27 protein-coding genes and 1 tRNA gene are annotated in these 25,396 nt (G+C 45.9%); 14 read left to right on the forward strand and 14 right to left on the reverse strand.

Translation table 11 applies throughout. The features are described 5' to 3' along the window. Positions 1–261: 261 nt before the first annotated feature. Positions 262–1,230, forward strand: coding sequence for a hypothetical protein (locus tag RIG61_12840; protein MEQ9620045.1), 969 nt, complete (start codon positions 262–264; stop codon positions 1,228–1,230). A 205-nt stretch (positions 1,231–1,435) separates the two neighbouring features. Here RIG61_12840 and RIG61_12845 read toward each other — a convergent pair whose 3' ends face one another. Next, positions 1,436–2,107 carry a cysteine hydrolase gene (locus RIG61_12845; GenBank protein ID MEQ9620046.1) on the reverse strand — a complete coding sequence of 224 codons (672 nt, stop codon included), beginning with the start codon at positions 2,105–2,107 and terminating at the stop codon, positions 1,436–1,438. A 189-nt stretch (positions 2,108–2,296) separates the two neighbouring features. Next, the gene (locus RIG61_12850; GenBank protein ID MEQ9620047.1) at positions 2,297–3,190 is read right to left on the reverse strand and encodes a YifB family Mg chelatase-like AAA ATPase; all 894 of its coding nucleotides are present in this window, start codon (positions 3,188–3,190) and stop codon (positions 2,297–2,299) included. 394 nt (positions 3,191–3,584) lie between these two features. On the opposite strand from RIG61_12850, the gene RIG61_12855 reads away from it, so the two are divergent. After that, positions 3,585–4,952 (forward strand): FAD-binding oxidoreductase, encoded by a 1,368-nt coding sequence (locus RIG61_12855; protein ID MEQ9620048.1) that lies wholly within the window; start codon positions 3,585–3,587, stop codon positions 4,950–4,952. Between the two features lie 106 nt (positions 4,953–5,058). Continuing rightward, positions 5,059–6,000: a GNAT family N-acetyltransferase gene (locus tag RIG61_12860; protein ID MEQ9620049.1), complete on the forward strand. Its 942-nt coding sequence runs from the start codon at positions 5,059–5,061 to the stop codon at positions 5,998–6,000. A 43-nt stretch (positions 6,001–6,043) separates the two neighbouring features. Here the strand turns inward: RIG61_12860 and RIG61_12865 are convergent, their stop codons facing one another. Continuing rightward, entirely contained in the window at positions 6,044–6,715 is a 672-nt protein-coding gene (locus RIG61_12865) for a hypothetical protein (protein MEQ9620050.1), read from the reverse strand. Next, positions 6,681–8,075: a selenium-binding family protein gene (locus tag RIG61_12870; protein ID MEQ9620051.1), complete on the reverse strand. Its 1,395-nt coding sequence runs from the start codon at positions 8,073–8,075 to the stop codon at positions 6,681–6,683. Before RIG61_12870 ends, RIG61_12865 begins: the two co-directional genes overlap by 35 nt. Positions 8,076–8,765: 690 nt before the next feature. Here RIG61_12870 and RIG61_12875 point away from each other — a divergent pair. Then, positions 8,766–9,095, forward strand: coding sequence for an FAD-dependent oxidoreductase (locus tag RIG61_12875; GenBank protein MEQ9620052.1), 330 nt, complete (start codon positions 8,766–8,768; stop codon positions 9,093–9,095). Here the strand turns inward: RIG61_12875 and RIG61_12880 are convergent. The 3 genes from RIG61_12880 to RIG61_12890 all read right to left on the reverse strand — a co-directional run bounded on the left by RIG61_12880 (position 9,061) and on the right by RIG61_12890 (position 11,704). After that, entirely contained in the window at positions 9,061–9,474 is a 414-nt protein-coding gene (locus RIG61_12880) for a hypothetical protein (GenBank protein ID MEQ9620053.1), read from the reverse strand. The genes RIG61_12875 and RIG61_12880 overlap by 35 nt on opposite strands. A 72-nt stretch (positions 9,475–9,546) precedes the next feature. Beyond that, positions 9,547–10,668, reverse strand: a complete 1,122-nt coding sequence (locus RIG61_12885) for an acyl-CoA desaturase (protein ID MEQ9620054.1) — start codon at positions 10,666–10,668, stop codon at positions 9,547–9,549. A 679-nt stretch (positions 10,669–11,347) separates the two neighbouring features. After that, positions 11,348–11,704, reverse strand: a complete 357-nt coding sequence (locus tag RIG61_12890; GenBank protein MEQ9620055.1) for an ArsC/Spx/MgsR family protein — start codon at positions 11,702–11,704, stop codon at positions 11,348–11,350. 263 nt (positions 11,705–11,967) lie between these two features. Here RIG61_12890 and thiL point away from each other — a divergent pair, with 263 nt between their 5' ends. The 3 genes from thiL to RIG61_12905 are packed head-to-tail and all read left to right on the forward strand — an operon-like array spanning position 11,968 to position 15,517. Then, positions 11,968–12,951, forward strand: coding sequence for a thiamine-phosphate kinase (gene thiL / locus RIG61_12895; protein ID MEQ9620056.1), 984 nt, complete (start codon positions 11,968–11,970; stop codon positions 12,949–12,951). Next, positions 12,952–14,295 (forward strand): hemolysin family protein, encoded by a 1,344-nt coding sequence (locus RIG61_12900; protein ID MEQ9620057.1) that lies wholly within the window; start codon positions 12,952–12,954, stop codon positions 14,293–14,295. After that, positions 14,285–15,517, forward strand: a complete 1,233-nt coding sequence (locus RIG61_12905; GenBank protein ID MEQ9620058.1) for a hemolysin family protein — start codon at positions 14,285–14,287, stop codon at positions 15,515–15,517. The genes RIG61_12900 and RIG61_12905 overlap by 11 nt, the downstream gene beginning before the upstream one ends. Before the next feature lie 13 nt (positions 15,518–15,530). Here RIG61_12905 and ybeY read toward each other — a convergent pair whose 3' ends face one another. Then, complete coding sequence (gene ybeY / locus RIG61_12910; protein MEQ9620059.1) at positions 15,531–15,962, reverse strand: rRNA maturation RNase YbeY; 432 nt, start codon at positions 15,960–15,962, stop codon at positions 15,531–15,533. A gap of 111 nt (positions 15,963–16,073) precedes the next feature. Here ybeY and hisB point away from each other — a divergent pair, with 111 nt between their 5' ends. Beyond that, a complete protein-coding gene (gene hisB, locus RIG61_12915; protein MEQ9620060.1) occupies positions 16,074–16,664 on the forward strand; it encodes an imidazoleglycerol-phosphate dehydratase HisB in 591 nt (196 codons plus the stop codon). A gap of 3 nt (positions 16,665–16,667) precedes the next feature. Beyond that, on the forward strand, positions 16,668–17,309 hold the full coding sequence (gene hisH, locus RIG61_12920; protein MEQ9620061.1) for an imidazole glycerol phosphate synthase subunit HisH: 642 nt from the start codon (positions 16,668–16,670) through the stop codon (positions 17,307–17,309). Here hisH and RIG61_12925 read toward each other — a convergent pair. The 4 genes from RIG61_12925 to RIG61_12940 form a co-directional block, all read right to left on the reverse strand. Continuing rightward, positions 17,306–19,408: a transglycosylase SLT domain-containing protein gene (locus RIG61_12925; protein ID MEQ9620062.1), complete on the reverse strand. Its 2,103-nt coding sequence runs from the start codon at positions 19,406–19,408 to the stop codon at positions 17,306–17,308. The two genes, hisH and RIG61_12925, sit on opposite strands and share 4 nt — an antisense overlap. Before the next feature lie 3 nt (positions 19,409–19,411). Next, entirely contained in the window at positions 19,412–20,224 is an 813-nt protein-coding gene (locus tag RIG61_12930; GenBank protein MEQ9620063.1) for an ABC transporter permease, read from the reverse strand. 120 nt (positions 20,225–20,344) lie between these two features. Next, a complete protein-coding gene (gene queF, locus RIG61_12935; GenBank protein MEQ9620064.1) occupies positions 20,345–20,728 on the reverse strand; it encodes a preQ(1) synthase in 384 nt (127 codons plus the stop codon). A gap of 9 nt (positions 20,729–20,737) precedes the next feature. Then, positions 20,738–20,917: a hypothetical protein gene (locus RIG61_12940; protein ID MEQ9620065.1), complete on the reverse strand. Its 180-nt coding sequence runs from the start codon at positions 20,915–20,917 to the stop codon at positions 20,738–20,740. Between the two features lie 114 nt (positions 20,918–21,031). Between RIG61_12940 and RIG61_12945 the strand changes: the two genes are divergently transcribed. The 4 genes from RIG61_12945 to RIG61_12960 all read left to right on the forward strand — a co-directional run bounded on the left by RIG61_12945 (position 21,032) and on the right by RIG61_12960 (position 24,028). Further along, positions 21,032–21,105: transfer RNA gene (locus tag RIG61_12945), tRNA-Gln, on the forward strand. Between the two features lie 287 nt (positions 21,106–21,392). Next, positions 21,393–21,809, forward strand: coding sequence for an ester cyclase (locus tag RIG61_12950; GenBank protein ID MEQ9620066.1), 417 nt, complete (start codon positions 21,393–21,395; stop codon positions 21,807–21,809). 304 nt (positions 21,810–22,113) lie between these two features. Then, the gene (locus RIG61_12955) at positions 22,114–22,407 is read left to right on the forward strand and encodes an antibiotic biosynthesis monooxygenase family protein (GenBank protein MEQ9620067.1); all 294 of its coding nucleotides are present in this window, start codon (positions 22,114–22,116) and stop codon (positions 22,405–22,407) included. A gap of 1,201 nt (positions 22,408–23,608) precedes the next feature. Further along, a complete protein-coding gene (locus RIG61_12960) occupies positions 23,609–24,028 on the forward strand; it encodes a cytidine deaminase (protein MEQ9620068.1) in 420 nt (139 codons plus the stop codon). Positions 24,029–24,097: 69 nt separating this feature from the next. On the opposite strand, the gene RIG61_12965 is transcribed toward RIG61_12960, so the two are convergent. Beyond that, positions 24,098–24,322, reverse strand: a complete 225-nt coding sequence (locus tag RIG61_12965) for a dodecin family protein (GenBank protein MEQ9620069.1) — start codon at positions 24,320–24,322, stop codon at positions 24,098–24,100. 309 nt (positions 24,323–24,631) lie between these two features. Between RIG61_12965 and RIG61_12970 the strand changes: the two genes are divergently transcribed. Next, entirely contained in the window at positions 24,632–24,871 is a 240-nt protein-coding gene (locus tag RIG61_12970) for a hypothetical protein (protein ID MEQ9620070.1), read from the forward strand. A gap of 92 nt (positions 24,872–24,963) precedes the next feature. Here the strand turns inward: RIG61_12970 and RIG61_12975 are convergent, their stop codons facing one another. Further along, a complete protein-coding gene (locus tag RIG61_12975; protein MEQ9620071.1) occupies positions 24,964–25,371 on the reverse strand; it encodes a hypothetical protein in 408 nt (135 codons plus the stop codon). Positions 25,372–25,396: the final 25 nt, after the last annotated feature.

Consider the following 25,396-nt stretch of genomic DNA (forward strand, 5'->3'; position numbering starts at 1 on the left):
AACCTGACCCAGGACTAATAGCAAACAGGGTATCAGAAAGACCGGAGCCGAAGCCTGACAGACCCAGGCAGTGGTGGGGAAGAGATATGACGAAGTGACTAAACAGAGAAGCCGGTTCAGGTGGAAGAGGAGTATCACAAGAATTGTACTTCACATAAAAACCCTGTTTGGTCGTTAGGAGGCAGCGTACAAATTAGTTGACTTTCCCAACGGAAAGCCCTAAGTTTTGTTAACTAAATTTTGTCTTAAGGGAAGGATAAAATGAAAAAAAGAATGATACTGTTGGCATTTGCCCTCACATGGTTTGCAATATTGCTAAATGGCAGCATATTAAGGGCTGCTGACTCCGAAACATGCGAGCCAAAGTCCGGTTTTTTGATTCTCAATGACCAGAGTTACGCTCTCTGTGCCACAGCGACTTGTTTCGGCTTTAATCAGCTCGCTTATTGCAAATGTAATCTCCTGAACGGCAATAGCATTAGCCTCCCTTTTGAATACGGCGATAATCAAAATATCTGTACTTTGAATGAGCAGGGCAAGACTAATGGCTTTAGGGCAAGTACTTTTAGTTTTCCCGAGGGCGCGGAGTACCCGGATGGCAAGCTGGCTCTTTACACCTGCCCCGGAGAGGTCAATAAAGGTGAAGGCGGATTTGCCGCACGTGGCTCGTACGCGCAATGTGATGGAGGTCTTTGCTTTACGAGTACTGAGGGCAACATGTTTCCGGGCTTTGCTGACGCGTTGCTCCAGAATGAAATTATTTGCTCCTGCCCGTTTGCGACCAGTTGCGAAATTTTATCAGAAAATCCGGCAGGTTATCAAATTTCCGGTCCATACGAGGGAGAATGCAATCCGGACGCCTGTGAAAGGTGTAATGCGGCTACTTTAACCGAAGACGAATGTAAACTTCCCAACCCTGTATCCCAAATAGGTGTTCAAGAAAATATACCTGTCGGAGCTCAAACCGGAGTCCCCGAAGCTTTAGCGTGTTTACTGCTGGATGGCAATGTTCCAGATGCGAATAGTTGTCTCTGTCAATGTGCCTCGGTTGACAGTGATGGGATTTGTACGGAATGGACTGTAGAGGACAAATCCCCATTGGAAGTTTCCTGCACGATGACCGGGAATGGCGATAGTTGTTCAATTGCTCCAATGGGCGCTTCACCGCCAATTCCACTTTATTTGTTTATTCCTCTATTCATTCTGATAAGGAAATTTTGGAGGGCGTAGCAACTATTTTCCAAACGGTATTTCTGACTGGCGTGGACATCATATCCAATCTTATAAGGGTCCATAGTATAAGTTAGATTTTGGAAAGTGAATCCTATAGAGTAGGTAATCAGAATCTCTACCGGGATTAACCTATTATAATTTCCAACTTAAATCGAGCTTGACGAAAGAGGGAGCAGTACAAAATAAACAATCTCGTATCGAATCAGCTGTTTTTTATATTTTCTATGGCTTCATCCGTGGTCCAAACGGTATTCGCCAGAAAACGAAAATTGATAAGAGCTGTTTGATATCCGTCTCCTTCCGGTACTTTAGCGGCGGCTGTGGCGTCTTTGACAACTGCGACTTCAAACCCTTGCTCCAGCAGTTCCCTCATATGAGATTCTACACACAGGTTAGCCGACATTCCCCCGAGAATTACTTTGTCAATACCGCGCTTTCTGAGCTGCAATACCAGGTCGTTGGATTCTGGTCCGTACACTTTGTGCGGGCTGACAACAACAGTTTTCCTGTCATTTATATATGGCTTGTACCGTTCAAGCCAGTCGGCGCCCGAACCTTCAAAATCATCTAAGTTGAGTGGGTCCTTCCGGTCAAACATATTAATTTCGTGCATTAATTTCTCTAAAGCACCTTCAAATTTCCAGCCGTGATCCGTCGGGTAATAATAATGAGGCGATATAAAGACGGGTAAATCACTGTCTTTGGCGGTTTTTAACAGCGACTCGATATTGTTAACAGTGTTATTCTCTTTTACGCTCTCTCCTACAACCTCCCATGTGGCGCCTTTGGGGCTCAAGAAATCATTTTGGGGATCAGTTAAGACCAAAGCGGTACGCTCTTTGTCGATGTCCATGCCCGGATTTGGTAATGCCATATCGATTCACCTCCTAACAGAATAATATAAGTAATTACGAACGGGATATAATAGGTGAGATGTTATAATGGAGAATTGGATTCAGTACGGTTGGTGTTAGCAAGCCTGAAAATGTACGCGACCCGGAATAATTCTCCCACTAATTTCCACCGTAACATAGGTACTCTCTTAAGGTTCGCAATTGACTAACTAAACGATGCTTCTATCTAAAGATCTGTACTGAATAGCCTCTGAAATATGGTGCGAAAGGACGGTTTCGGACTCGTCTAGGTCGGCTATGGTGCGGGCGACCTTCAATATTCTGTCATAGGCCCTTGCGCTGAGTCCCAGTTTATCAATCGCCGTCTCAAGCAGCCTGACCCCTTTTTCATCGGGGCGGGACGCCTTTCTGACCATAGAAGGGGACATCTGTGAATTCGAATGAATCTTCGATCTCTTGAATCTGGCTTTCTGTATTTCCCTCGCACTGTTGACGCGGCTCTTTATGGGTGAGGAGCTTTCCCCCCCGGCCTCATCGGCCAGTTCCTTGTATCTCACGGGCGGGACCTCGATGTGTATGTCTATCCTGTCGAGTAGAGGGCCCGACACCCTCGCCCTGTATTTCTGAATCTGCATGGGGGAGCATGTGCATTCCTTCTGCGGGTCGCCGTGATAGCCGCAGGGGCAGGGGTTCATCGCTGCCACCAACATGAAGTTCGCCGGATAGGTGATCGAGGTCGTGGCCCTCGAAATAGTCACCATGCCATCCTCAAGGGGCTGCCGCATCACCTCAAGCACGTTCTTGCGGAATTCGGGAAGCTCGTCGAGAAACAATACGCCGTTATGAGCGAGGCTTACCTCGCCCGGCTTGGGTATGGCGCCGCCCCCGATAAGCCCCGCGTCGCTTATGGTATGGTGAGGGGAGCGGAATGGCCTTGTCGCAAAGAGGGATGAGTGGTCGGGAAGGAGACCGGTTACGGAATAGATTTTAGTCGTCTCGAGCGCCTCATCGAAGCTCATATCGGGAAGAATTGAGGGGAGCCTTCTCACAAGCATTGCTTTTCCAGTTCCCTGACAGCCGGTTATTAAGTGTGATTGGATCATTTTTAACCTGCCGATATTATTATAAATTTATGGATTATTCTGTTTGAGTTGAGCTATTTTTGAGCTAGATTCTGTGTCTTACACTCTGCAACTATTATCTTTAGCGATACCGAAATGAATATTAAAATATGTATTGAATCTGTGGCAACCTGAGCTATAATTTGATTCGTAATTTAGATGAAATAATGAAAAAAATAGACTAACTTGTTGAAACATTGCGAATTTATACAGCCTGTATTTTGCCCATTCACAATAAATTCTGATAACTTTATCAATTCGACAAGCATCGGAAAATACCGCAGCACATCAATTCTTAGTATCTACCGTATTTATGACATAAAGTCCCAACTTCGTTAGAAAGGAGATCAGTACATTTACCTGAGTAGCAGGATGAATGGATACTAATATGACATTAAAGCAACAAATCTCAGGCCGTGTGGTGCATAGAAGCGATAAAGATTATGAGAGCATAAGAAGTGCTATGGTATGGAATGGTTTAAAGCCCGACCGGAAGCCTAAATTAATCGTACAGGCTGCCTCAGAGCAGGATGTGATCGAGAGTGTAAACTATGCTCGAGAGAATAAGATGAAGATCGCTGTCCGCGGCGGCGGTCACAGTTGGTGCGGGTCTTCTCTTCGCGATGGCGGTATTTTACTCGACTTGTCTCAACTTAAAGCGATAGAAGTCGATCCCGAAAAAAGAGTGGCTACCGTCCAACCGGTCGTAACGAATCGTGAGTTTGCACGGAAGCTGGCTGCATACGATTTGGCTTTTCCATTTGGTCATTGCCCAAGCGTCCCAATCAGCGGTTACATCCTAAGTGGTGGTTTAGGATGGAATAGCGGCTTCTGGGGAGTTGCCTGCTTCAGTCTCTTTGCTTTAGATGTTGTCACCGCTGACGGCAAGTTGGTCACAGCCACAGAGGATGAGAATTCGGACCTACTCTGGGCAGCCAGAGGCTCCGGGCCGGGGTTCTTTGGTGTGGCAACTAAATATTATTTACGAGTCTATACGCTGCCTAAAGCAATTATAACCAGCACGCTGATGTTTCCGCTAGATAGCTTTCCTGAGATAATAAAGTGGGCGGAGAACATAGCCGGTATACTGCCTCCTTATGTAGAGCTAACCTTGCTATTCACTAGCCCGCCACCTCCAATAGCCGATCGATGCGAGAGAGTAATTACGATTGTGGCGACCGCGTTTGCAGATACAACAGAGATTGCATCTGAAGCATTAGCGGTTTTGGCAAACTGTCCAATCGAAAATATATTGATTAAGGACCTGAACGCGAACACGCCTTTTGATGTCTTATTTGATCAGATGGAAAGTCTCTGGCCGAAAGGCAAACGTTATGCTGTTGATAATATTTGGACGAACGCTAAAACCCTTACAGTGCTATCAACTCTACGAGACCAGGTTGTTAAGGCCCCATCCCCCAAGTCCTTTGCATTCTCACTTATTCTTACGGCTTCTCGAAACTCGCCACCTATGCCTGACGCTGCATTTTCGATGATTGCCCCGATTTTTATTCATTGCAGTGCTATTTGGGACGATACCGACAAGGATGAATCCAACATAGATTGGCTTCGCTCGACTATGCGGGCTTTTGAACCTATGGGGGTCGGACATTATATCGGCGAAGCGGATCTGACTGCACACACTTCGCGCTCATCCAGATCATTCAAACAAAGAAACTGGGAACGCATAGAGGAATTACGTAAGAAATACGACCCGAGCGGGGTTTTCCACACTTACTTGTAATCCATTCGAATGAGAATATGAGCATAATGAATTGGTTAAACACAGAAGAAATACTCAGTTGAGTGAACACAACAATAAAAGTTGTTAAGGAGGTAAAGAAATGACTATGAAAATAAAGGAAGAAAATATAAAAACGCCCGAAATAAAAGTTAATTACCCGGAGCAGCCGTTAAAAATCGACCAAGGCGATGAGTTGCAGCTGGTTCCAGCTACGGAGGAATTTGTAGAGGAACTAGGAAGAATATGCTTTGAAGCTTTCAAAAGTATCCACGATAAGCACTCATTCCAGAGAGATTTTCCCGGCCCTGAGGTTGCTGTAGACGTAATTAGAATGTTTGTTGAACGCGACGATTTTTACGGTGTAGTAGCATTGATAAACGGTAAACCGGCCGGATCTAATTTTCTTTCGCTAAGCGACCCTACAGCCGGAGTGGGTCCCATTACGGTTGACCCTGAGTGTCATTCAAAGGGAATAGGCAGAGCGTTGATGAAAGATGTGCTTATTTACGCGGAGAAAAACCACATAGGGCAGATAAGATTACTCCAGGATTCGTTTAATGTGTCATCATTATCTCTCTATGCCTCCCTGGGTTTCGATGTAAAGGAGGCCGTAGCTCTAATGCAAGCCGTACCAACCGGTCATACTTCAAAAAGAGTACGTCCTGCCGTTGAGGATTATATTAATGATATGGATGAGTTATGTCGAAAGAATTACAAGATCAGCCGCCGTAATGAAATAGCCGCTGCTATTAAGTTCGGATTCTCACCGCTTATAATTGAACGAGATGATAGAATTACGGGATACCTGATCCCAGGATTTCTCGGGCACGGTGTTGCTGAAACTGAAGAGGATGCTTTGGAGCTTATAAGTGAAGCAGCTCGACTTCTTCCTCCTGAATACGCAAAATTTTTCTGTCCGCTCAGAGAACACAATCTATACCGCAAGTTACTTAAGAGTCGGCATCGGGCAATAAAAGTAATGAACCTCATGTCGTTCGGAACTTACGATGCTCCTGATGAAGTGTGGATGCCTTCAGTGCTATTGTAAAATAAAATTCCGTACTAATCGTGGATCTGTTTGAAGGATAGTATTAAAGTTCATTACGAATTGCCATAAAGAGCGCGATGGCGCCGACTAAAAGGAGAGCCGCGGCCCAAATCAAATCGAAGTTGATCCATTTCTGCCTTAGAACGGCGAGGGACAGCTTCTTGTAGACGATCCAGGCTACAGCGCCCATTACCGCGAACATGGCTATCGTGTGCAAACCCACTGCCAGTAATAATCCGGTTCCGGGGTGGGCGTCCACACCGGGCGCGCAGTATTCCTCGGCTATACCTAGCAATGACGGCGCGACCATCAACCCGGCCCCGTGCGCAGTTGCCATAAGGAACGACCATACAAAGAGGTCGCGAATACCCACCTTCATGCCCACCCACCTGGGGTGGCGGTAGTAGTTGAATAACTTATATATACCGAAGGTCAGCAGAACAACAGCCGTAAGAATTTGCAACGCGGTCGAGGAAACGAAACGAATCCCCGCGAGTACAATCAGAGCTACCAAAACCACTGAAGCGGCATGCCCCGCCGCGATCGGAAATAGGGAAATCCATACAACTCTGCCGTTCTGTTGCTGAAGGCCCAATGAAAGGGCGAATAACCATCCCATTGCCGGGTTGAGACCATGATAAGCGCCGAAACCGATCATCACCAGAAAGTTGCCGAGTGAATCAGGAAGGATAGCAGAATGAATCTGTGGAAGCATCGCCTCCCTCAAGTCGAATTTGATGCGAGCGAGTCTCTCCGAAGTCGATGAAGAAATCTTTGTCTAAAGATATACCGCCGTTGGGATCCGTATTGAGTTTGACCATCCATCCGCCGAGCTTGTCCGGATAAAATTGGTCGTCAATCGTGCTATAGAGCGAGTTTGTAAAATAGACCCGGCGCCCGTCCCTGCTGATTTCGACCATCTGGGGGCCGCCCAGTAAGGGCCCATTGCTCTTGGGGTGTTCCGTACGGCGGACAATACCTCCGACTTGAACCTTGCCGGTTAGCTTCGGGTTAAAGTGATCGGTGACGTCGTACTGATGCATTTCGCCGGTACCCCAGCAGGACACATACAAAAATTTGTCGTCCAGAGAAAGGTCTATGTCGGTTACCAGAGGGGGCACGGCCTTGAAATCTTTTAGCGCCGGGGGCAAGTCCTCCGGGTCAGCAGCCTCTGCCGGAATTTCAATAACTTTTTTAGCAGCCCATTTATCCCCGTCCTTGTACCAGACCCAGATTGAGCTCGAGAGGTCTTTAAGGCTGAGCACCACTCCGACGAAACCATGGGTTTTAGTGGGATCGTGCGCGGGTCGTAGCTCGAACACAAGCTGGTGTTCTTTACCGAGGTCTATCGTCTGTATTTTCTTACGTTTGCGCAAGTCCCAGAAATGCAGGTTGCGGCCGTACTTACTGTTGATGATATCTTCGGGCACCAGGCCGTTCTCGAACTGCGACGGTTTTCCCCACTCGCTGGTAATCATGGTGTCCTGACTTATGTGCCACCAGAAATCGTATGCGAGATCCTGCGAGCCACGATCGATTTCCCAAGGGCCCAGCACATTAAAGTTAAAATGATCGAGCATGAAGATACCGCCCGGGCCTTCATTGCCGTTAGCGGATGTAAGGGCATTTACATAGATAGCATCGGGACCACAGTGGACTGTATGCAATCGACTATAGCCGGACCTTGCGAAAACTTCCTCTGGCTCAATAATTTTTGAGATTTGAGGACGAATCGGATCCGGCTTAGTGTCGATTATGTATATACGTGAACTTCGAAGTCCCGGCGCGATTAAATACCTACGTTCCAAATGAGGGTGAGGAGCGTAAGGGCAAAGCGCCGAACTGCATGCGTTCCAGCCGAAATGATGGAGCTCATCACCTGCGTATGGCATCTCAAGAGTGTTTATAATCTGGCTATACGTGGAGGAATCTGGATTAAGATCCACTGTACAAAGTACATCCGGTTTATCATTTCGTCCATAGTTGAGAGCAACCACATAGCCGTGATGCTCTGGCGGGGCTTGCATCGCCATTTTGGGCGAAGGATAAAAGGAAGGATCGGGTTTCCACGTCATTGTATTTTACCTCCTTACTGGAATTTACTTATTTTTGAGTACATATAATTTTTCAATGTGAAGGAATGAATACAGAAAGGCGGTAGTTCTATAGAATAAAAATCGAACCGGGAAGAAAGCTGAATTTAGAAATTTATGACTGGTTACCCCATTACTGTTCCAACCCATTGTACTTGATAATGACTACGTCTAATCACAAAGGTAATAACGGACCGAATATCCGCAACACCGGCAGGTAGCCATACTTAATTTCTTACCTATTTTAATAATCCCCCCCGCGTTCACATTCTCTCAAAAAAATAACTCTATGTCAACAAGAACTCCCTTTTCGACGAGCCATTTCCCTATTGCCGGGAGCGCGAATTCAGGGCGGTTTCTAATAAACTTGCAGTATGAGTAACTGTGGCAGCTTCCGTTTTACCCGATTGAGCTTATATGATTTTTGACATAACTTTTGCTTCCCAGCCGGTTGCGAGTGCTGAGAGCGCTTTAGCGGGCTTCCGGTCAGCGATTATAAGAGCGAAAAAAATAAGCGGTATAGAAACAGAATTCGTTTATAGTTTCATATATTTTAGGGAGCATCAATTCAACATAGTGAATAGAACATAGTCGGTTTACATCTAAAGGAAAGTGAGCTCGGATTAACAGGAACAACATGACTTTACTATCTAATACTGATAGAGCGGTGAAATGAAAAATTACGGCGTTATTGTTATCGGCGGCGGCTCTGCGGGGCTTAATGTATCGGCGGTCTCGGCGAAATTCGGGCTTGATGTAGCTCTGATTGAAAAAGATAAACTCGGAGGCGATTGCCTTTACTACGGATGTTTGCCGGGTAAAACGCTTATCCGCTCAGCTAAAGTCACCTCGCTGATCAAACGGGCCCGGGATTCGAATATCACGCAATTACCGTCCACGGCCACGAAAATACACCTGAACTTAAAGAGCGAATTAAAGCAATGCTCGAGGACGAGGATTAACCAATCTATTTTTTTATACTACCCTCGTAGCTATATATAATCGGCTCCTGACCTTCCTTTGACCATATAAATGTCCCGGTAATTTCATCACCTTTAACTGCTCCTTCCCATTCTGCTTTTCCTTCTTTATCGCTCACGAGTGTGGATTCGAACAAAGTAGTGTCACCTTTTGACTTGGTTTCATACGAAGCGGGACTAAAGCCGTACTGTTCGCAATCAGCAGAGAAGAATGTTCCACCCTTAAAAATTAACTCATCGTCTGTAGCTTCTTCATCTTTACCGTGCTCATGCAGTTTGACTAAAAAAGATTTACCATCCAACGAATCATCTGCGAATGCAACATTCAGGTTAGCGCTAATTATTGATAGACACACAGCAAGAACTAAAAGCGATAATGTTGAAATTAAAATAAATCTCATATTTCTCCTCCTATTAATCAATATTTGGACTATTAAATAATTCTGTACGGCGTCCCTAATGTCAAGCCGGGCCTAAGGTGCGTGAGCCAGTTCACGGAGCCAGTTATAGTGCGAGCGGACGCCGTCCAGGAATCCGCCGTGAGAGGAATAAGGAACACCGTACTCTTTGCAGGTTTCCTCAACTATGCGTGACATTTCCCGGTAGTTTATGTGGCAAATCCTGGGGTACAGGTGATGCTCCACCTGATAGTTAAGCCCGCCGAGGTACCATGTGAGTAGCTTGTTGCCTCTGGCAAAATCCACCGTCGTGTATATCTGATGAACAATCCACGTCCTGTCCATTATCCCCGCTTCTTCGTCCTGCATCGGGAATTCGGCTTCCTCAACACAGTGCGCGAGCTGGAACACGAGGGACATTATCGCACCCTGTATCATCGCTATTAACACATAAAATCCAATCACGTAGGGAACGGGATAATATAATGACGGAACCACAAAAGCCATGAAGAAGAAGAATATTTTACCTCCAAAGAATATAACGGCATCCATTCCTTTGGGGCGTTTTATATCGTAACCGTTTAACTTTCCGGTGAAGTAAACGTGGAAATCATCTAACAAGTGCCATTTAATAGCGAGGAATCCATAGAGGAACCAAATATAGATGTGCTGGAATCGATGGAAAAAGTATTTCTTCTGATGCGGGGTGAACCGCGCGAATACGCCAACCTCGACATCATTGTCATGCCCTGTAATATTAGGATAGGAATGATGATAGTAGTTATGTTTACTGTGCCATAAGTATGAGCTCCCGCCGATCAGATCGAGCCAGTGACCCATAAGCTTATTGACAATTTTATGTTTTGAATACGCGCCGTGAATAGCGTCGTGCATCACATTAAACGAAAGGGCGTTAAGGGCTAAACTGAGTGATACCGAAGCCATGATAATGCCCCAAACGGGAAGACCCGCAAAAACTATAAGACTATAGGAAATAATAACCCACGAAATGGCCAGAAAGGACTTTACGTACATATTGAAGCAGTCCCTCTTTGTGCTGGATGTGTTCTTAAAATAGGCGTTTACCCTCTTATTGAGCTCTCTTTCGAACTCGGTGTTCGGAGCAAAACGTATTTTTACATTTGATTTCGGTTCAGCGATAGAACCCGCGGCTGTAGCAGCAGTTGTATTTGGCATGATTTTTTTGTTCAGATTATATAAAGTCCGTCGCCCGAAACCTGGGAGGGTTTTCCTCAAAAGCCTAAATAATTACTGATTTGCGTATATATTTTGAAACCGCGTAATTTGATTAGGGCCGGGAATATTCCTTTAACTATTTGTAAATATTTATATATTGCGTCCAGGAAGATGAGCCGGGTTTATATGCTGTCCTCTTTTGTGCGTCTTATCACCGCCCCGGAAACCTGAGACCGAGCTAACAACAGCACTGTGAATTTGGATAATATTATATCATTTCAGCCAATAAATACAATATAAATCTGCTATTACGGGTCGATTGCAACAGTGGGTACGCATTGCAGTCTGCCTAAGGGGTAATCCGTTTTAAGTAACAACTGCTGCAGTGGAGCTTAGCGCCACAAACTCGGGCCTTTAAGGCTCATATATACTGAGAGTGATTCGCGGCCTTCTAGCATACTGTCCCGGTCGGGCTTAACTGAGTTACACTCTATTCGGATTCTTGACGTGCCGTGCAAAGCCGGTCCTGAGCTTCCGGCGTTTAAAATTGTATCGCCTCCCTCCGGTTCAGAAGTAGAGCCGGTATGAAGAGGCGCAGGGGAATTGATGTCGCCGGGCTTGCTGCCGGGACACGCTCTTTGCGGCGGGTATCTCGATAGTCTGATAGAACGTGGCCGCATTAAATTAATTTCTCAATTTTCTCGGCTGGCCTCGCGAGTATTACCCTACCGCCCTTGCGCACTATGGGGCGCTGGAGTAAATCGGGATACCTGACGAGCAAATCTATGATTTCCTTCTCCGAGAGCTCCTTTTTCGACAGACCGAGCTCCTTATATATCTTTTCGTTTTTTCTCAAAAGCTCCCTTGCCGGGACGCCCAGTTTTTCGATGAGGCCGGTCAGCTCTTTTCTGGTAAGGGGTTCTTCGAAATAGTTTACGGCGCTGAACTCTGCTCCCTCCTCACGGAGGATTTTCAGCGCCTTTCTGCATGTGGTGCAGGTGGGTTTTATATAAATTTTCAGTTTTTCGTCGCTCATGGGAAAGAAATATACATAATGACATGCGTAACTACGAAACATAAAAGCGCGCGATCAGTGTTTTTGTTGACATATAAGGCCGAATACCCTAAACTTGAAGTAAAATATAAGTATTAAAAGACCGAACTAATCAAGCATATGAAAGAATCCGACCCTCATTTGCGATGCTGTAATTCAGGTTTCACAAAAATTCCCGCCATAAAAATATCTTTTTATATCAAAAAGATTCAACTAAACAAGATGGCAGCCGGGATTTAGCCAATATGATAAATGAATTGAGCGCTCTTCGTCTCATAGAGGAGCAGTTTCAGAACGCATCTAAGTGCGTTGAGGTCGGAATCGGTGACGACTCGGCGGGGGTCAGGATCGGCGCCGGTAAAATTTTGCTTGCCACGACTGATTGTCAGGTGGAAAATGTTCATTTTGTTAAATCCCTAATTTCCCCGGCTATGCTGGCAAGGAAGTCTGTCGCTGTGTCGGTGAGCGATATAGGAGCCATGGGCGGCGTGCCCAAATTTATCCTCGCGTCCCTCGGGTTTCCTAAAGATGAAAACGAGAGCCTGATCGATGAGCTGATAAGCGGTTTCAGGTCTTCCGAGGAAGAATTCGGCGTCAGGCTAATCGGAGGAAATCTGAGCTCGTCGGAGAAGCTCTTTTTGGACGTGACCGCGCTCGGAGAAGTCGATCCGGATAATCTGGTGAGGAGGAGCGGGGCGTCTGCCGGGGATTCTATATACGTAAGCGGGACACTCGGTGATTCTGCGCTCGGCATGAAGTTTCTCGGTAATGCTAAAGAGGTGAAAGAGGCCTCGTATTTAATCGCCAGGCATTTATCTCCCGAGCCCCGGCTTGCTCTCGGTAAAGAGCTGGCCGAGAGGGGTCTTGCGACTTCGATGATAGATGTGAGCGACGGCCTTCTCCTCGACCTCGAACGTATTACCGTCAATCAGGGACTCGGGGCCGAAGTAAGATTGACGGACGTGCCGGTTTCAGCGGATTATGATGAATTCGTATCCCGGTACTCCGGTGACCGCTACGAGCTTGCGCTAAGCGGCGGCGAAGACTATGAGCTCCTTTTTACTTCTCCGTCCGAAAACAGTGAGCAAATCGACAAGCTATCTCATAGCCTTGATCTGAGTATTACTGAAATAGGACGCGTGACGTCTGAAGATCTTGTCAGGGTAATAGATGCGAACGGAGACGAAATAAGTTTAAATCGGAGGGGTTTTGTTCACTCCAGTAATTAAATGGACGACGCACCTTTAACCTATAACCTTATATTAATAGTGCTCCTACTTTTTCTGTCGGGCTTCTTCTGCCTGTCCGAGGGCTCACTTTTTTCGTTAGGCAGACACCAGCGCGAAAGGCTCAAGAAAGAGGGAACAAAAAGCGCTGGCCTCATTGAGAAGCTTCTAAAAGAGCCGTACAAGCTTATAGTTACCATTCTATTCGCCGATGAAGTGGTGAATGTCGCGTACTCAAGCGTTGTCGGCTTGACGGTGAAAAGGCTTTTGGGGGGGGTTTCCGAGGGATATGTAACCATCATTTCGATAGCGATCGCTTCTCCGAGCCTCCTTCTTCTGGGTGAAATCGGACCCAAGACCCTGGGAGTAAAGTATCCGAGATTAATCGCCAAGGCTATTTCATATCCGCTTCATGTTTTCCACGTTTTGATTACTCCCGTCAGATGGATTCTTGTAGTACTTTCAATCGGATTCACCAGGATTCTGGGCGGGAAGATAGAGTACGAGCACACCAAAGGGTTCACCCCCGAAGAGGTAAAAACCCTCGTAGGCATGGGCAGCGAAGAGGGTGTGATAACCGAGATAGAGAAGAAGCTCGTCGGTAGCCTGTTCAAACTGGAAGACGTGCCGGCGTATAAAATTATGACGCCGAGCATAGACTGCGTTTTGCTCCCGGTTAACCTTTCACGAAAAGACGCTGTATATGAAATTAAAAAACGCGGGTTCTCAAGAACCCCGGTTTACAAAGGCGACAAGAACAATGTAGTCGGCGTACTGTACGCTAAAGATCTCCTCTCCTTTGAGCTGTCAGATGAGACGACTATAGAAAATTATTTAAAGCCCCCCTATTTTATACCGCGCACCAAAATGGCTTTTGACCTTCTTAAGGAGTTTCAGCAGGAGCGCAAACATATCGCTATTGTAGTTGATGAGTACGGGCGGCTGGACGGAATTGTAACTATGGAGGATATACTCGAGGAGCTGTTCGGCGAGATCGAGGATGAAAGAAGAGTGGTGAAGAAGGCGGAAGTCAGGTGGGACGGGGAGTCGCTGATAATACCGGGGAGCATGAAGATCGACGAGTTCAACGACACTTTTCTGTTTACTGTGCTCAGGTTCGGCGGGCTTGAAAATCTGGGGAATGACATCGAGCAGTCTGTCGTTCCCGTCGAAGAGGACCACGAAACGATTGCCGGATTCATTTTCGATATATTCGGCAAATTCCCGGAGGAAGGGGACAGTGTATCGCACGGGAGCCTTGTTTTTCTGGTCAACAGAGTCTCGGGGAAAAGGATAACCGAGATCAAGGTTCAAAGAATGCAGGAAGAGGTAGCCGATGTCGCTTGAGATCGTTATTGGAATAATTGTTTTTTCGTTGTTTCTTCAGGGTTTTTTTGCGGGCTCTGAAATAGCGCTCATATCCTGTGACAAGATAAAAATAAAGGCTCTTGCGGATCAGGGCTCAAAGAGCGCCCAGCTCGTTATGAGCGCGTTTTCCGAAGTTGAGCTGTTTTTGAGCACTACGCTCGTGGGAATAAATCTGTCTCTGATCACGAGCACGGTAATACTGACGTTCTACATACAAAACAAATACGGAAGCGGAGGAGAACTGTACGCGGTCCTCATCCTTTCCCCGCTCATAGTGATATTCGGGCAGGTTGTCCCCAAGGCGGTCTTTCAGAAGAAGAGAAACACGACGATACTCTGGGCGATATACCCTCTTTGGGCGGCGTCGAAGGTCTTTTATCCGATTCTCATTTTTGTAAATATATTTACCAAGAAGTTATTGAACCTGATCGGCAGCACTGAAAACACATTCATTACAAGGGAAGAACTGATCAATGTAATAGAAGGGGACGGATCAAGGCCTACAAAGGATTATAAGGAAAGGATAATAAAGAGAATATTCAGATTCTCGGAGACTACGGTGGATGAAATTATGATTCCCCTCATACAGGTGAGCGCTTTGAACGAGGAGGCAAAAGTCCTGGACGCGATAAAGATGATAAAGGAAACCGGCCACTCCAGGATACCGATATTCAGCGAGCGCGTGGATAATATAACAGGCATGCTGCACTCGTTTTATCTCCTGGGCGCGGACCCGAATGAAAAGATAAAAGGATTTGCGCGGCCGCCTTTTTATGTCCCCGAATCAAAGCTTGTCGATGAGCTTCTCGACGAGATGAAGGAGGGCAGAGCCGGTATGGCCGTCGTTGTGGACGAGTACGGCGGGGCCGTCGGAGTGATTGCGCTTGAGGACATACTCGAGGAAGTGGTGGGGGAGATTGAGGACGAGTACGATAAGGGCATAAAGCTCTGGAGAAAGATCCGCGAGGGGGAATATCTCATAAATCCAAAGATAGAGATAGACGTCATAAATGATGATCTGGGACTCGGTATTCCGGAAAGCGTCGATTATGAAACGCTGAGCGGATTCCTGCTTGCGGAGGTCGGATCAATTCCTAAGACGGGCGACAAGATCAAGCTTGAAAACTACGTTTTTACAATAGCCAAATCCACATCCCGCTCGATAGACGAAGTAAAGCTGGTAATTAAAAAGAAGAAGTGATTTTGCTCTCCCTTTACAGTTCTTTAAGGACTGCGAGGAGTTCATCCTCCTTCTGCCTCATAGTCTCTTTTTCTTTCTTCTTTTTGTGATCGTGGCCAAGCAGGTGAAGAATTCCGTGAACGATGAGCTTCTTTATCTCTTCCTCGGGCGTGTTACCGTAGGAAACGCTGTGCCTCCTTGCGGTGTCGAGAGAAATTACTATATCCCCTAAAAGTGTATGGCCGGGGCCTTCTCCCTGCGGGAAGGTAAGCACATCGGTGGTCCTGTCCATACTTCTGTAGGTGCGGTTAAGCTCTCTCATCCTTTTATCTGCTATGAAAGATACGCAGAGCTCGGCATCGTCGGGAACATCCATATTTTTTAATACGGTCCCGGCAATTTTCCTGAGACGCGATTTATATTTGCCGTCAAGCTCGCCCGTTTCGTCCACTACCGCGATATTCATGCCCGTTATTTTACTCAGGCTTACATCTTTATTAAAGATAATGGAATCCTGGTGAGAAGCCGGATTAATCTTGGACAGAGTCGTAATTTCTGATATGATTCTTAACCATCTATGAAACAGAGAAAAGCCAGGGTCGAAAGAACAACGTCTGAAGTAAAGGTTAAGGTCGAAATAAACCTCGACGGCGAGGGGAATTACGAAATAGATACCGGTATACCGTTTTTCAACCACATGCTGGCCCAGTTCGCAAGGCACGGCTATTTTGACCTGAAAGTATCCGCTATAGGGGATCTCGAAGTGGATTTTCACCACACGGTCGAGGACGTGGGGCTTGCGCTCGGAGATGCGTTCCTCAAGGCCCTGGGCGATAAAAAATCGATAAAGAGGTTCGGAGAGGCGTTCGTGCCTTTTGACGAAACCCTGGCGTTCGCGTCAGTGGACCTGAGCGGAAGGCCGTATCTCGTTTACAGGGTAAAGGTTCCCAAGAGCAAAGTCGGGGAATTCGATCTTGAGCTGGGGGATGAGTTTTTCAAGTCCTTCTCGAACACGCTCATGTGTAATCTTCATATCGAGCTTAAGTACGGCGATAACCTGCATCATAATATAGAAGCTATCTTTAAGGCCGTCGGGCGGGCGCTCGACAGCGCATCCGGAATAGACCCGAGATCAACCGACGTGCCGTCAACAAAGGGGAAGCTGTAAGACATGATTGCCGTAGTCGATTACGGAATGGGTAACTTAAGGAGCGTAAGCAAGGCTTTTGAGAGTCAGGGGTTCCCTGTAATTGTCACAAGGGATTCAAAGGATATAGAGGGTGCAAGCGGGCTCGTTCTTCCGGGTGTTGGGGCCTTCGGGGATTGCGTAAAACACCTTGATGAGTTCGGGCTTACAGGGCCGATAAAAGATTTCATCGATTCGGGGAAACCGTTTTTGGGTATCTGTCTCGGGCTTCAGGTCCTGTTCGAAGGGAGTGAGGAATCGCCCGGCGCCGGGGGCCTCGGAATTCTCAAGGGTAAAGTCGTCAGGTTTCCCGCTTTTAAAAAAGAGCGCCTGAAAGTCCCTCACATGGGATGGAACCAGATAGAGATAAAAAAGAACGCGCCTGTCCTTGACGGTATTCCGGAGGGGAGCTGGTTCTATTTCGTCCACTCCTATTACCCCGAGCCCGGGGATGAAAGCGCAGTCGCGATCAAGTCGAGCTACGGAATAGATTTTACCGCCGCAGTTCAAGTCGGGAATATGTTCGCCTGCCAGTTCCACCCTGAAAAGAGCAGCTCGTACGGGCTCAGGATTCTGAGCAACTTCGCCGCTATCTGCGGTGAAGAGAAAAGGGCGCGCTCGGCTTAATTAACCGGATATTTTGTCTCGCTTATCCCGGGCCCGGGAGTGGCCGCCGGAGCGGCGGAAGCGGTGTTGCCGTAGATCGCCTTATAAGCCCCGTAGCTTCTCAGTATCCTTCTTATATAATTCCTCGTCTCCCTAAACGGGATCTCTTCAATGAATTCGTCCTTTTCAAGACCGTAGAACCTTGTCTTCCAGTCAGCCGCCCTGTGGGGTCCCGCGTTGTAGCTCGCAAGCGCAAGCTCGACGTCCCCGTTGAATTCGTCCATCACCTGTTTTAAGTAAAATATTCCCATCTCGATATTGACTCGCGGGATTGTAAGCATTTCGATTGTGAATCCGTTAATGCCGATCTGTCTGGCCACTGTTCTTGCCGTGGGCGGAATAAGCTGCATAAGCCCGACTGCGTCAGCAGGCGAGACGACGGCCTTTTGGAATCTGCTTTCCTCCCTTATTACAGAGTAGACAAGCAGCTCGTCCACGCCGTATTTTTTAGCGTAAGGGCCGACGATGTCTTTGTATCCTCTGGGGAATGATAGGCTGTTTGCCTGAGGCAGTCCTATATCCTGGGCAACTTTTATCGAGTTATGATAGTCGTCGACTTTAGAGTATAGAAGGCTTACCGCAACATATTCTTCCTGTGTACCGGCTACGTCCTCCATCTTTTCAATCTCGAGTCTCGCGTCCTCGGGTACCCCGAGCTCGATCAACAGTTCGGCCTTTTGTTTTCTCTTGCTTGCCTCGGGATTGAGTACGGTTGTTTCCGGGTTTATATTCGCGAAAACAGGGGAGACGCCCGTTTTCTTCTGGGCCAGGTATGTGTGGTACGTAGGCGGGGTGGTATTCGCCAGTTCCCTGTACTGCGAATGCGCCTCGTCTTTTCTGCCCTGCTTCTCGAGCGTCCTCGCTTTCCAGTACTTGGCGTTTGAAGCGTTGAAGGAGGATGAAGAATTGGTGAAAGCGGAAAATGTCGCAAGCGCCTCTCTGTACATACCCTTCCTGTAGTAAATCCATCCGAGATACCAGGCGCCGTCTTCCGCGTATTTATTCCTGGGGTAGGTTCTTATGAGGATGTCGTAAGTCTTTATCGCCCTCTGATTGTCGTTATTTATCTGATAAAGCCTCGCCGCGTTATACAGGCCCTCGGGGGCGAGGTCGCTCGAAGGAAACGATTCATGTATCCGGGAGTATAGAGAGGAAGCCTCCGAGTCGAGGCCCTGCTTCGATTTAATTTTTGCCCTCCAGAAAAGAGACTCAGGTGAATTTATTCCTCCGAGCATGTTTTCCGCTTCGTTCAATCTCCCCGAGTTCACCATCGCTATTGCCATGTTGGTTCTTGTTCCGGTGCTTTTTGAGGATACCTTTTCGTAGTTGTTTATAGCGGAGGACCATCTCGAATATTTAAACAGAGTGTCTCCTCTCTCTAGGTAATCCGATTCCGTTACGGCAAAGGGGATACCGTAATCGGCGCTCAGCCGCTTTGCCGACGAATGCGCGCTCCCGGCGGACTTGGTCTCGGGGTACTGGACCCATACCTGTTTATAAGTGTTTACGGCGTCCCGGTATTTACCCTGATTTTCAAGCGCCTGCCCCAGGCTCTCCAGGTGCGAGGCCTTCAAATCCCGGCTGCTTTCCTCATTGTACAAAGACCTGAATATTCTTTCCGCGTTTGTGGAATCCCCGGTTTGAATATAAATATTCCCGAGGCGGGAAAGGGTCTTTTTCTTGAGTCCGCTCCCGGAATATTCCGTCAAAACCCTGTTGAAAAGAACTGAGGCGTTTGCCATGTCGCCCAAATTTTCATAGCCTGCGGCCTGGTAATATATTACGTAGTCTCCCACGAGAGGAAGCTCGTTTTCAACACCTTTTAATCTCGATACCCCTTCCTGAAACTGGCCCATCTGGATAAAACAGTAACCCTTTTTGAATCTGTCTTTAGCGTCCTGTTTGGCGGGCAGGTATATCTCGGACTGGCAGTTTATCTGTGCCGAGGCCCCGGGGGAGAAAGTGATTAAAGGGATGAAAACAATCAGGATTAAAATAGGAATGTATGCCAAGCTCGCCTGTCCGCTATATGAGTTCAAAGTCCTGTATTCAAATTCCATCGTTTACCTCCCTGTTTTTTGCGGATCGAGATAGTCCCTTAATCCCTCTCCGAATAGATTAAATGAAAAAGCCGTAATGAAAATAGCCAAACTCGGAAACACTATAAGATGGGGAAAGGTTCTCATACCCTGCCATCCCGTGCTGGCGAGGGTACCCCAGCTTGACTCGGGCGGGGCTATGCCCAGGCCCAGAAAACTGAGGGTTGACTCGGCGAGTATCGCGTAGGGTACGGAGAATGTCAGCGTTATGATAAGGGGGCTCAGTATATTGGGAATTATATGTTTTCCCAGAATCCGCGAAGGAGACGCGCCCAGACTTTTTGCCGATTGCACGTAATCAACTCCCTTTAGCTGAAGCACACTGCCCCTTACTATCCTCGCAACACGCATCCACGCGGTAAGGCCGAGCGCAAGAACGATTCCGAGGACGCCCCTACCTATAACCAGCGTGATAAGAACGATGAGCAGAAGGTCGGGAAGGGAATAGAAAATGTCGACCAGCCTCATCATAAGCTCGTCTGTTTTACCCCCTATGTACCCCGAGACGGCTCCGTATACGGTTCCTATTATGAGCGCTATAAGTGCGGTTCCGAGCGCCACGGATATCGAGACCCTGGCACCGTAAATAACCCTGCTAAGCAAGTCTCTTCCTTCCTGGTCGGTGCCCATCAGGTGAGCGTTGCCGGGCTTTGCGAGGGCGTTTTTAAAATCGGTCTGATCATATTCATAGGGCGCGACATAGGGCGCCGCTACGGCTATGCCTATGATGGCTGCGATTATCAGAGCGGTGATAACAATCTGAGCCTTTATATGCAAGATTCACGCACCTTGGTTGAGGGCATATAGAAAATATTAACAACAAATTATAGATAACTGAAGGGGTTAATTCGGCTAAACGCGCTTTGAGGCCGGGAATATGACGGAATTTTGCGTGTCTTATCTGCCGAAACCGGCTTTCCCCTCTTCGTTTTTATAGTAAGAGGCTTTAATTACCGTTTTGATTCCGCCCCTCACGTTGAAATCCCCGGTCACTTCCGCCCTGAGAGGCTTACATGCTTCCACTACGTCATCGAGTATTTTATTAGTTACATGCTCGTGAAAAGTCCCCACGTCGCGGTAAGAGAACATATAGAGCTTGAGTGACTTGAGTTCTATACAGAGCTCATCGGGCACGTATTTTATATTTATGGTCGCGAAGTCGGGCTGACCCGTCTTCGGGCACACGCATGTGAATTCCGGGCAGGTAATGTCGATTTCATATTCCCTGCCGGGGTATTGATTGTTAAAAGTTTCAAGCTTTTGAGAAGGCGAGCTTTCCATGTTTTCAGTTTAAGAGTGTACCTGTATTTCTATTTCGTACTGGCCTTTTGATTTTTTGACTCTCGAGTCCCTGTATCCCTGCTTGATAAAGATCAAGCCTTTCTTAGAAGCGTCTTTAATTACTCTGTCCACCTTTTTTTTGAGGTCGGTTTTATTTTTAGCCTTAACTGTGAGTGTTTTAGCAGGCATTTTTTTATGGCTCCTTTGCGTTAAATTTACAAACAGTTTTATTTTATCAAATAGACGCAGGCTATCAAGATACTTGACTGAAATGGTATTATTATAAATACTAAATCCTTCCGTTGGGGCATAGTATAACGGCAGTACGACGGACTCTGGATCCGTAAGTCAAGGTTCGAATCCTTGTGCCCCAGCCAACCGCAACAAGTCACGCAATTTAAAGAGGATTGCACCTTCTAATTCCAAGTTTGAAAGCACATAGTTTATGAGTTTCCTTTTTTGCTCTATTTTCGAACTTTCAAAAAGCACGTAAGCCTTGGATGCTATGGAAAGCACAGTGTTTACAGCCTTTTCCAGTTTTAACTACAAGCCTAAATCAGGAATTTAAAAACCGTATTGCAATATAGTGATTTATTGTTGGCATGAGACATATGTCTCATTATAATACCCTGATCTAATATTCTACAAGCAAAGGAGAGCTAAATTGAAACTTACAAGAGAGAAAATGGATCAGAAAATAGACGAACATTTTGGATTTGAAGCTAGTGATGATGTAGAAGGAGTCCTATCAACTCTTGCCCCCGATGTAATTCATGACATTGTCGGCTCGCCAACCGGACCGACCTATGGACCGGAAAATGCCCGGTCCTTCTATGAGACATTATTCGCTGATCTCGCGGATGGTAAAGTTACTGGTATAAAAAGACTTTATGGTGAAAATTTCCTCATTGACGAGTCACTCTGGGAAGGTTCGGCTCCGGGCAAACCTTTTGGTATTGAAGGCGATGGCCGTCCCCTCAGATTTCGTCTTTTACATGTGATTGAATTCACCGAGCAAGGACTCATTCAGAGGGAAAACGTCTGGGTTGATTTAGCTGCTATAATTCAACAACTACAATAATGCCGAGCAAATAAAAATGGACGAAATAGGTCGTATTAACAAGCGAAGAAGGACTCGCAATGATTTACTATCGCACCTATGCGTATGCTTAAAAAGGGAAAAAAAGCCTACAACGGAGGATATACCGCATGGGGGTACTAAATAAGTTAGGTGATTCGCTCTCTCGCTTAGTTTGAGAGTATGTTGCCAATGCTTGACATTATTGTCGGGTTTTGAATAAGAATTTTGAAATATTCAGGGGTTCGAAGTGTATTCAAGAACCCCGGCCAACCATTGCAATTATTATGCATGAGGAGAAAATCATATGAGCGTAATGATTATAATTGATGCAAAATTAAAAGCGGAGAATGTTTCCAAGGCCAAGGCGTTTTTTGCAGAGATACTCCCCGATACCCGAAGCTTTGACGGTTGTGAAGGTGTAAACATATGTATCAATTCCGAGGACCCGGGCAATTTGGTATTGGTTGAAAAGTGGGCTTCGAAAGAGCACTACGAAAAATACCATCACTGGCGCGATGAAACGGGTGTTTTGCAGCAAATCCGGCAATTTCTTGACGGACCCGTAAGCAGAAGTTTTTTAGAAATAGTCGATGCCTAATCGTTATTGAATGAACCTGATTGTCACAGCCATTCGGAATCGATGGTACAGACTATCACTAAATCCAGCGGTTTTTCAAAAAATACCCGGGGTTGCGTCTTCAAGTTACAAGTTCGAAAACAGATAATTTATAAGTTTCCTTTTCTGGTCTATTTTCAAAATTTCGAATAAGTTATATGCCCGTGATGCAATGCAAAGCACTGTATTGACGGTAACTTTAAAAGTTTCGTCTGCTTTTAGAAAGTTCTTTATTTCTTCATAATATCATACCGCCTGTTCTTAAGTTCGTGACACTTGCTGTTATATACGTCAGTAGTCATGTCCTTCTATTAAAAAGTTTGGTGACAGAACCATGCAATCGACGAGCCCGGTTCGCTATAAGGTGTATTTAATGTTATAGTAACGCAATCAGGGTTAAATTAATCTTTGGAAAATATTTGACAATATTTCACAAAACGCATAGCGGCTATTGTGCTAAATCTCCTGATATTCCGGGTCTTCGGGTAACCGCTCAAACTCTAGAGAAAACCGAAAGCTTAATTGAGAAAACTATCAGCGGATATACTCAGATGAGCTTCAGACTAGTATCGGATTCGGATGAATCTATTAAAGTAAATGAGCAGTGGAATGAGGTTGTTGAGCCGGCTTTAAAACGCCTCGAACGCAATGCTGCAAAAAAGGGTTGGCTAATCGACACCTTTATCAATAAGAGGATTTTTAATCAAATAAACAGGTTTAACCGATCCAGCTCAATACGTACAACCCATCCGGATGAAACCGTCAGGAAATTAACTATAGGCTGGCGGCAAGGATCACATGCTTTCTCCTATGGGAATACGTTTGCGACTACCAGATGGAAAAATATTAAACTCTCCGAATTAAATTTTGATTCTTTGTTCGAAGATTTGACAGATAGATTGTTAAGCTAAAACAAATGTGAAGGATTGGTTTGATCCCCCTAATATCCCCTCTGAGTTTTTAAGAAGAAATATCAGAAAGAAACTAAGAAAGCTTATGGAAAGATAGTGGAGTATGAGTTATATCTGAAGCTCCGTGAAGTCAACTAAAACGGTCAAAAATTCCATAAAGAATTATAGAACAAAACTATCAATACTATTTGCTCATATTCGATATTAAAACATTGGCCGGACATTATTGCCTTGAAAGTCCACTGATTTATAGTACTTTTACTATATCCGTAATGAATGAATTTGTTGTAAATGAGCGATTAATAGATGAGGCGGTTTCTGTAGCCGGGAAAGCAATGTCCCGCGCTTATGCCCCATATTCGGGTTTCCATATGGGAGCTGCCGTGGTTACAGAGAAAGGTGTTATTATTCCCGGCTCTCTTGTGGAAAATGTATCGCTCGGCCTTGCTATGTGCGCGGAAAGGATAGCGCTCTTTTCTTCTGTATCCCAAGACGCCGGGAAGCCGAAGCTGCTCGTGCTTATGTCGAGGAGAACCGACGGCAAGCTTACATTTCCGTGTGGCGCGTGCTTGCAGGTGGCCATGGAACTTGGGGGACCGGAATTAGAGATAGTTGCCTGCGATACCGATGGGAACAAAGATAAAGATGTTTTAGCTAATCTGGCTTCCAGACTGCCCCGCAAAACTTCATAAATTTCAAAGCCCTGATAAGTAAGTAAGGCTACACAATTCCGGTTTAACCACCGATAAGCTTACAGGCCTTTATTTTTTAATATTGAAAGCAACGTTCAATCTTATCTGAAATTCTGATATCTTGCCGTCAGACAATCTGCCTCTCTGATCTAAAACCTGAAACCACTCTACCCCCTCTAAGGTTTGGTGTGAATTCTCCAGATAGGATTTAGCATCATCAATCGCGGTTTTTATTGCGTCTTCGTAACTTTTATCCGATACTCCCACCACCTCAATCATTCTGTAAGTTGTCATTTGGCGTTTCTCCTATATATGTAGTTGAGTATCAGTGAGGATAGCTGAAAAAATAAGTTGGACAAAGCTTGTAAGAAAGCTCAATTGAATTTACACGAGAACATTCAGTTTTATAAAATAAAAACTTGATTTCGAAATTTTGGTAAAATGAATAGCCCCTGAGTCTCTTATTAATTCGAAAATTCATCTTTTGAAAATAAAACCCCCATCAGGAAATAAAATTTATTGAACGGCAATAAATAAATGTGATATGCTAAATGATGAGATCAGACTCTAATATATGTAGTTTATAAAAAATGAGTGAAAGCAATGGAGAGAGAAACAAAGACTGATAAACTGGTGTTAAGAGTCACGCCGACCGAAAAGGCGGAAATCGAAAAGATTGCCGAAGAGGAAGGACTGAGTGTTTCAGACTACCTGCGTTTAAGCATGATGTTGAATATGACTTTATTTGGCCCTGACGGAACTTGGAGAAAAATCACACAAAGCAACTCTCATGAATTGGGATCAAAATTACAGCATAAGCTGCTTACTATAAAAGGAGATTAATGGCGGAAAATCAATTATTCCTTATATACAAAGCAGTGCTCCGGTTAAACCGTTCCTCATTGAGGAGCGTGGCATAAAATCTTAATCTGAGACTATTTAGGCTCCGACTTCCCCTGCCATTTGTTCCATTTCCAGGCGCGAAACGCAAGGGACGCTAGGAGCAAATATCCGACCAGTGTCCCCGCTATAATAATAAAATCCATGGTAATAAACCAGGGATGATACTTTTCAGTGTTATCTCCGACAAATATGGAGGGTATGATCCGAAAGGCGAGGGTCAGGATTGCCATACCGGCCAGCATCCACCAGGCCAGTAAAAGTATATGCCAGTTCGTTTTGTACCTATGTATGTTTCCCGTTTTTTTCTTAGTCTCTATTTCGGTAATTCTCTTCGCCGTCAGGCTCTCAAGATTCATTATGTATGTAGATTGAGATATCGTTATTAACATGTTTATTGAGGCAATGATATATTGAGCAGCGCCTGATAATATTGATTCCATGCCATTGGCACCTTTGGGTTAGAAA

This window comes from Deltaproteobacteria bacterium, assembly GCA_040223695.1.
GTDB lineage: Bacteria > Desulfobacterota_D > UBA1144 > Nemesobacterales > UBA2774 > JAVKFU01.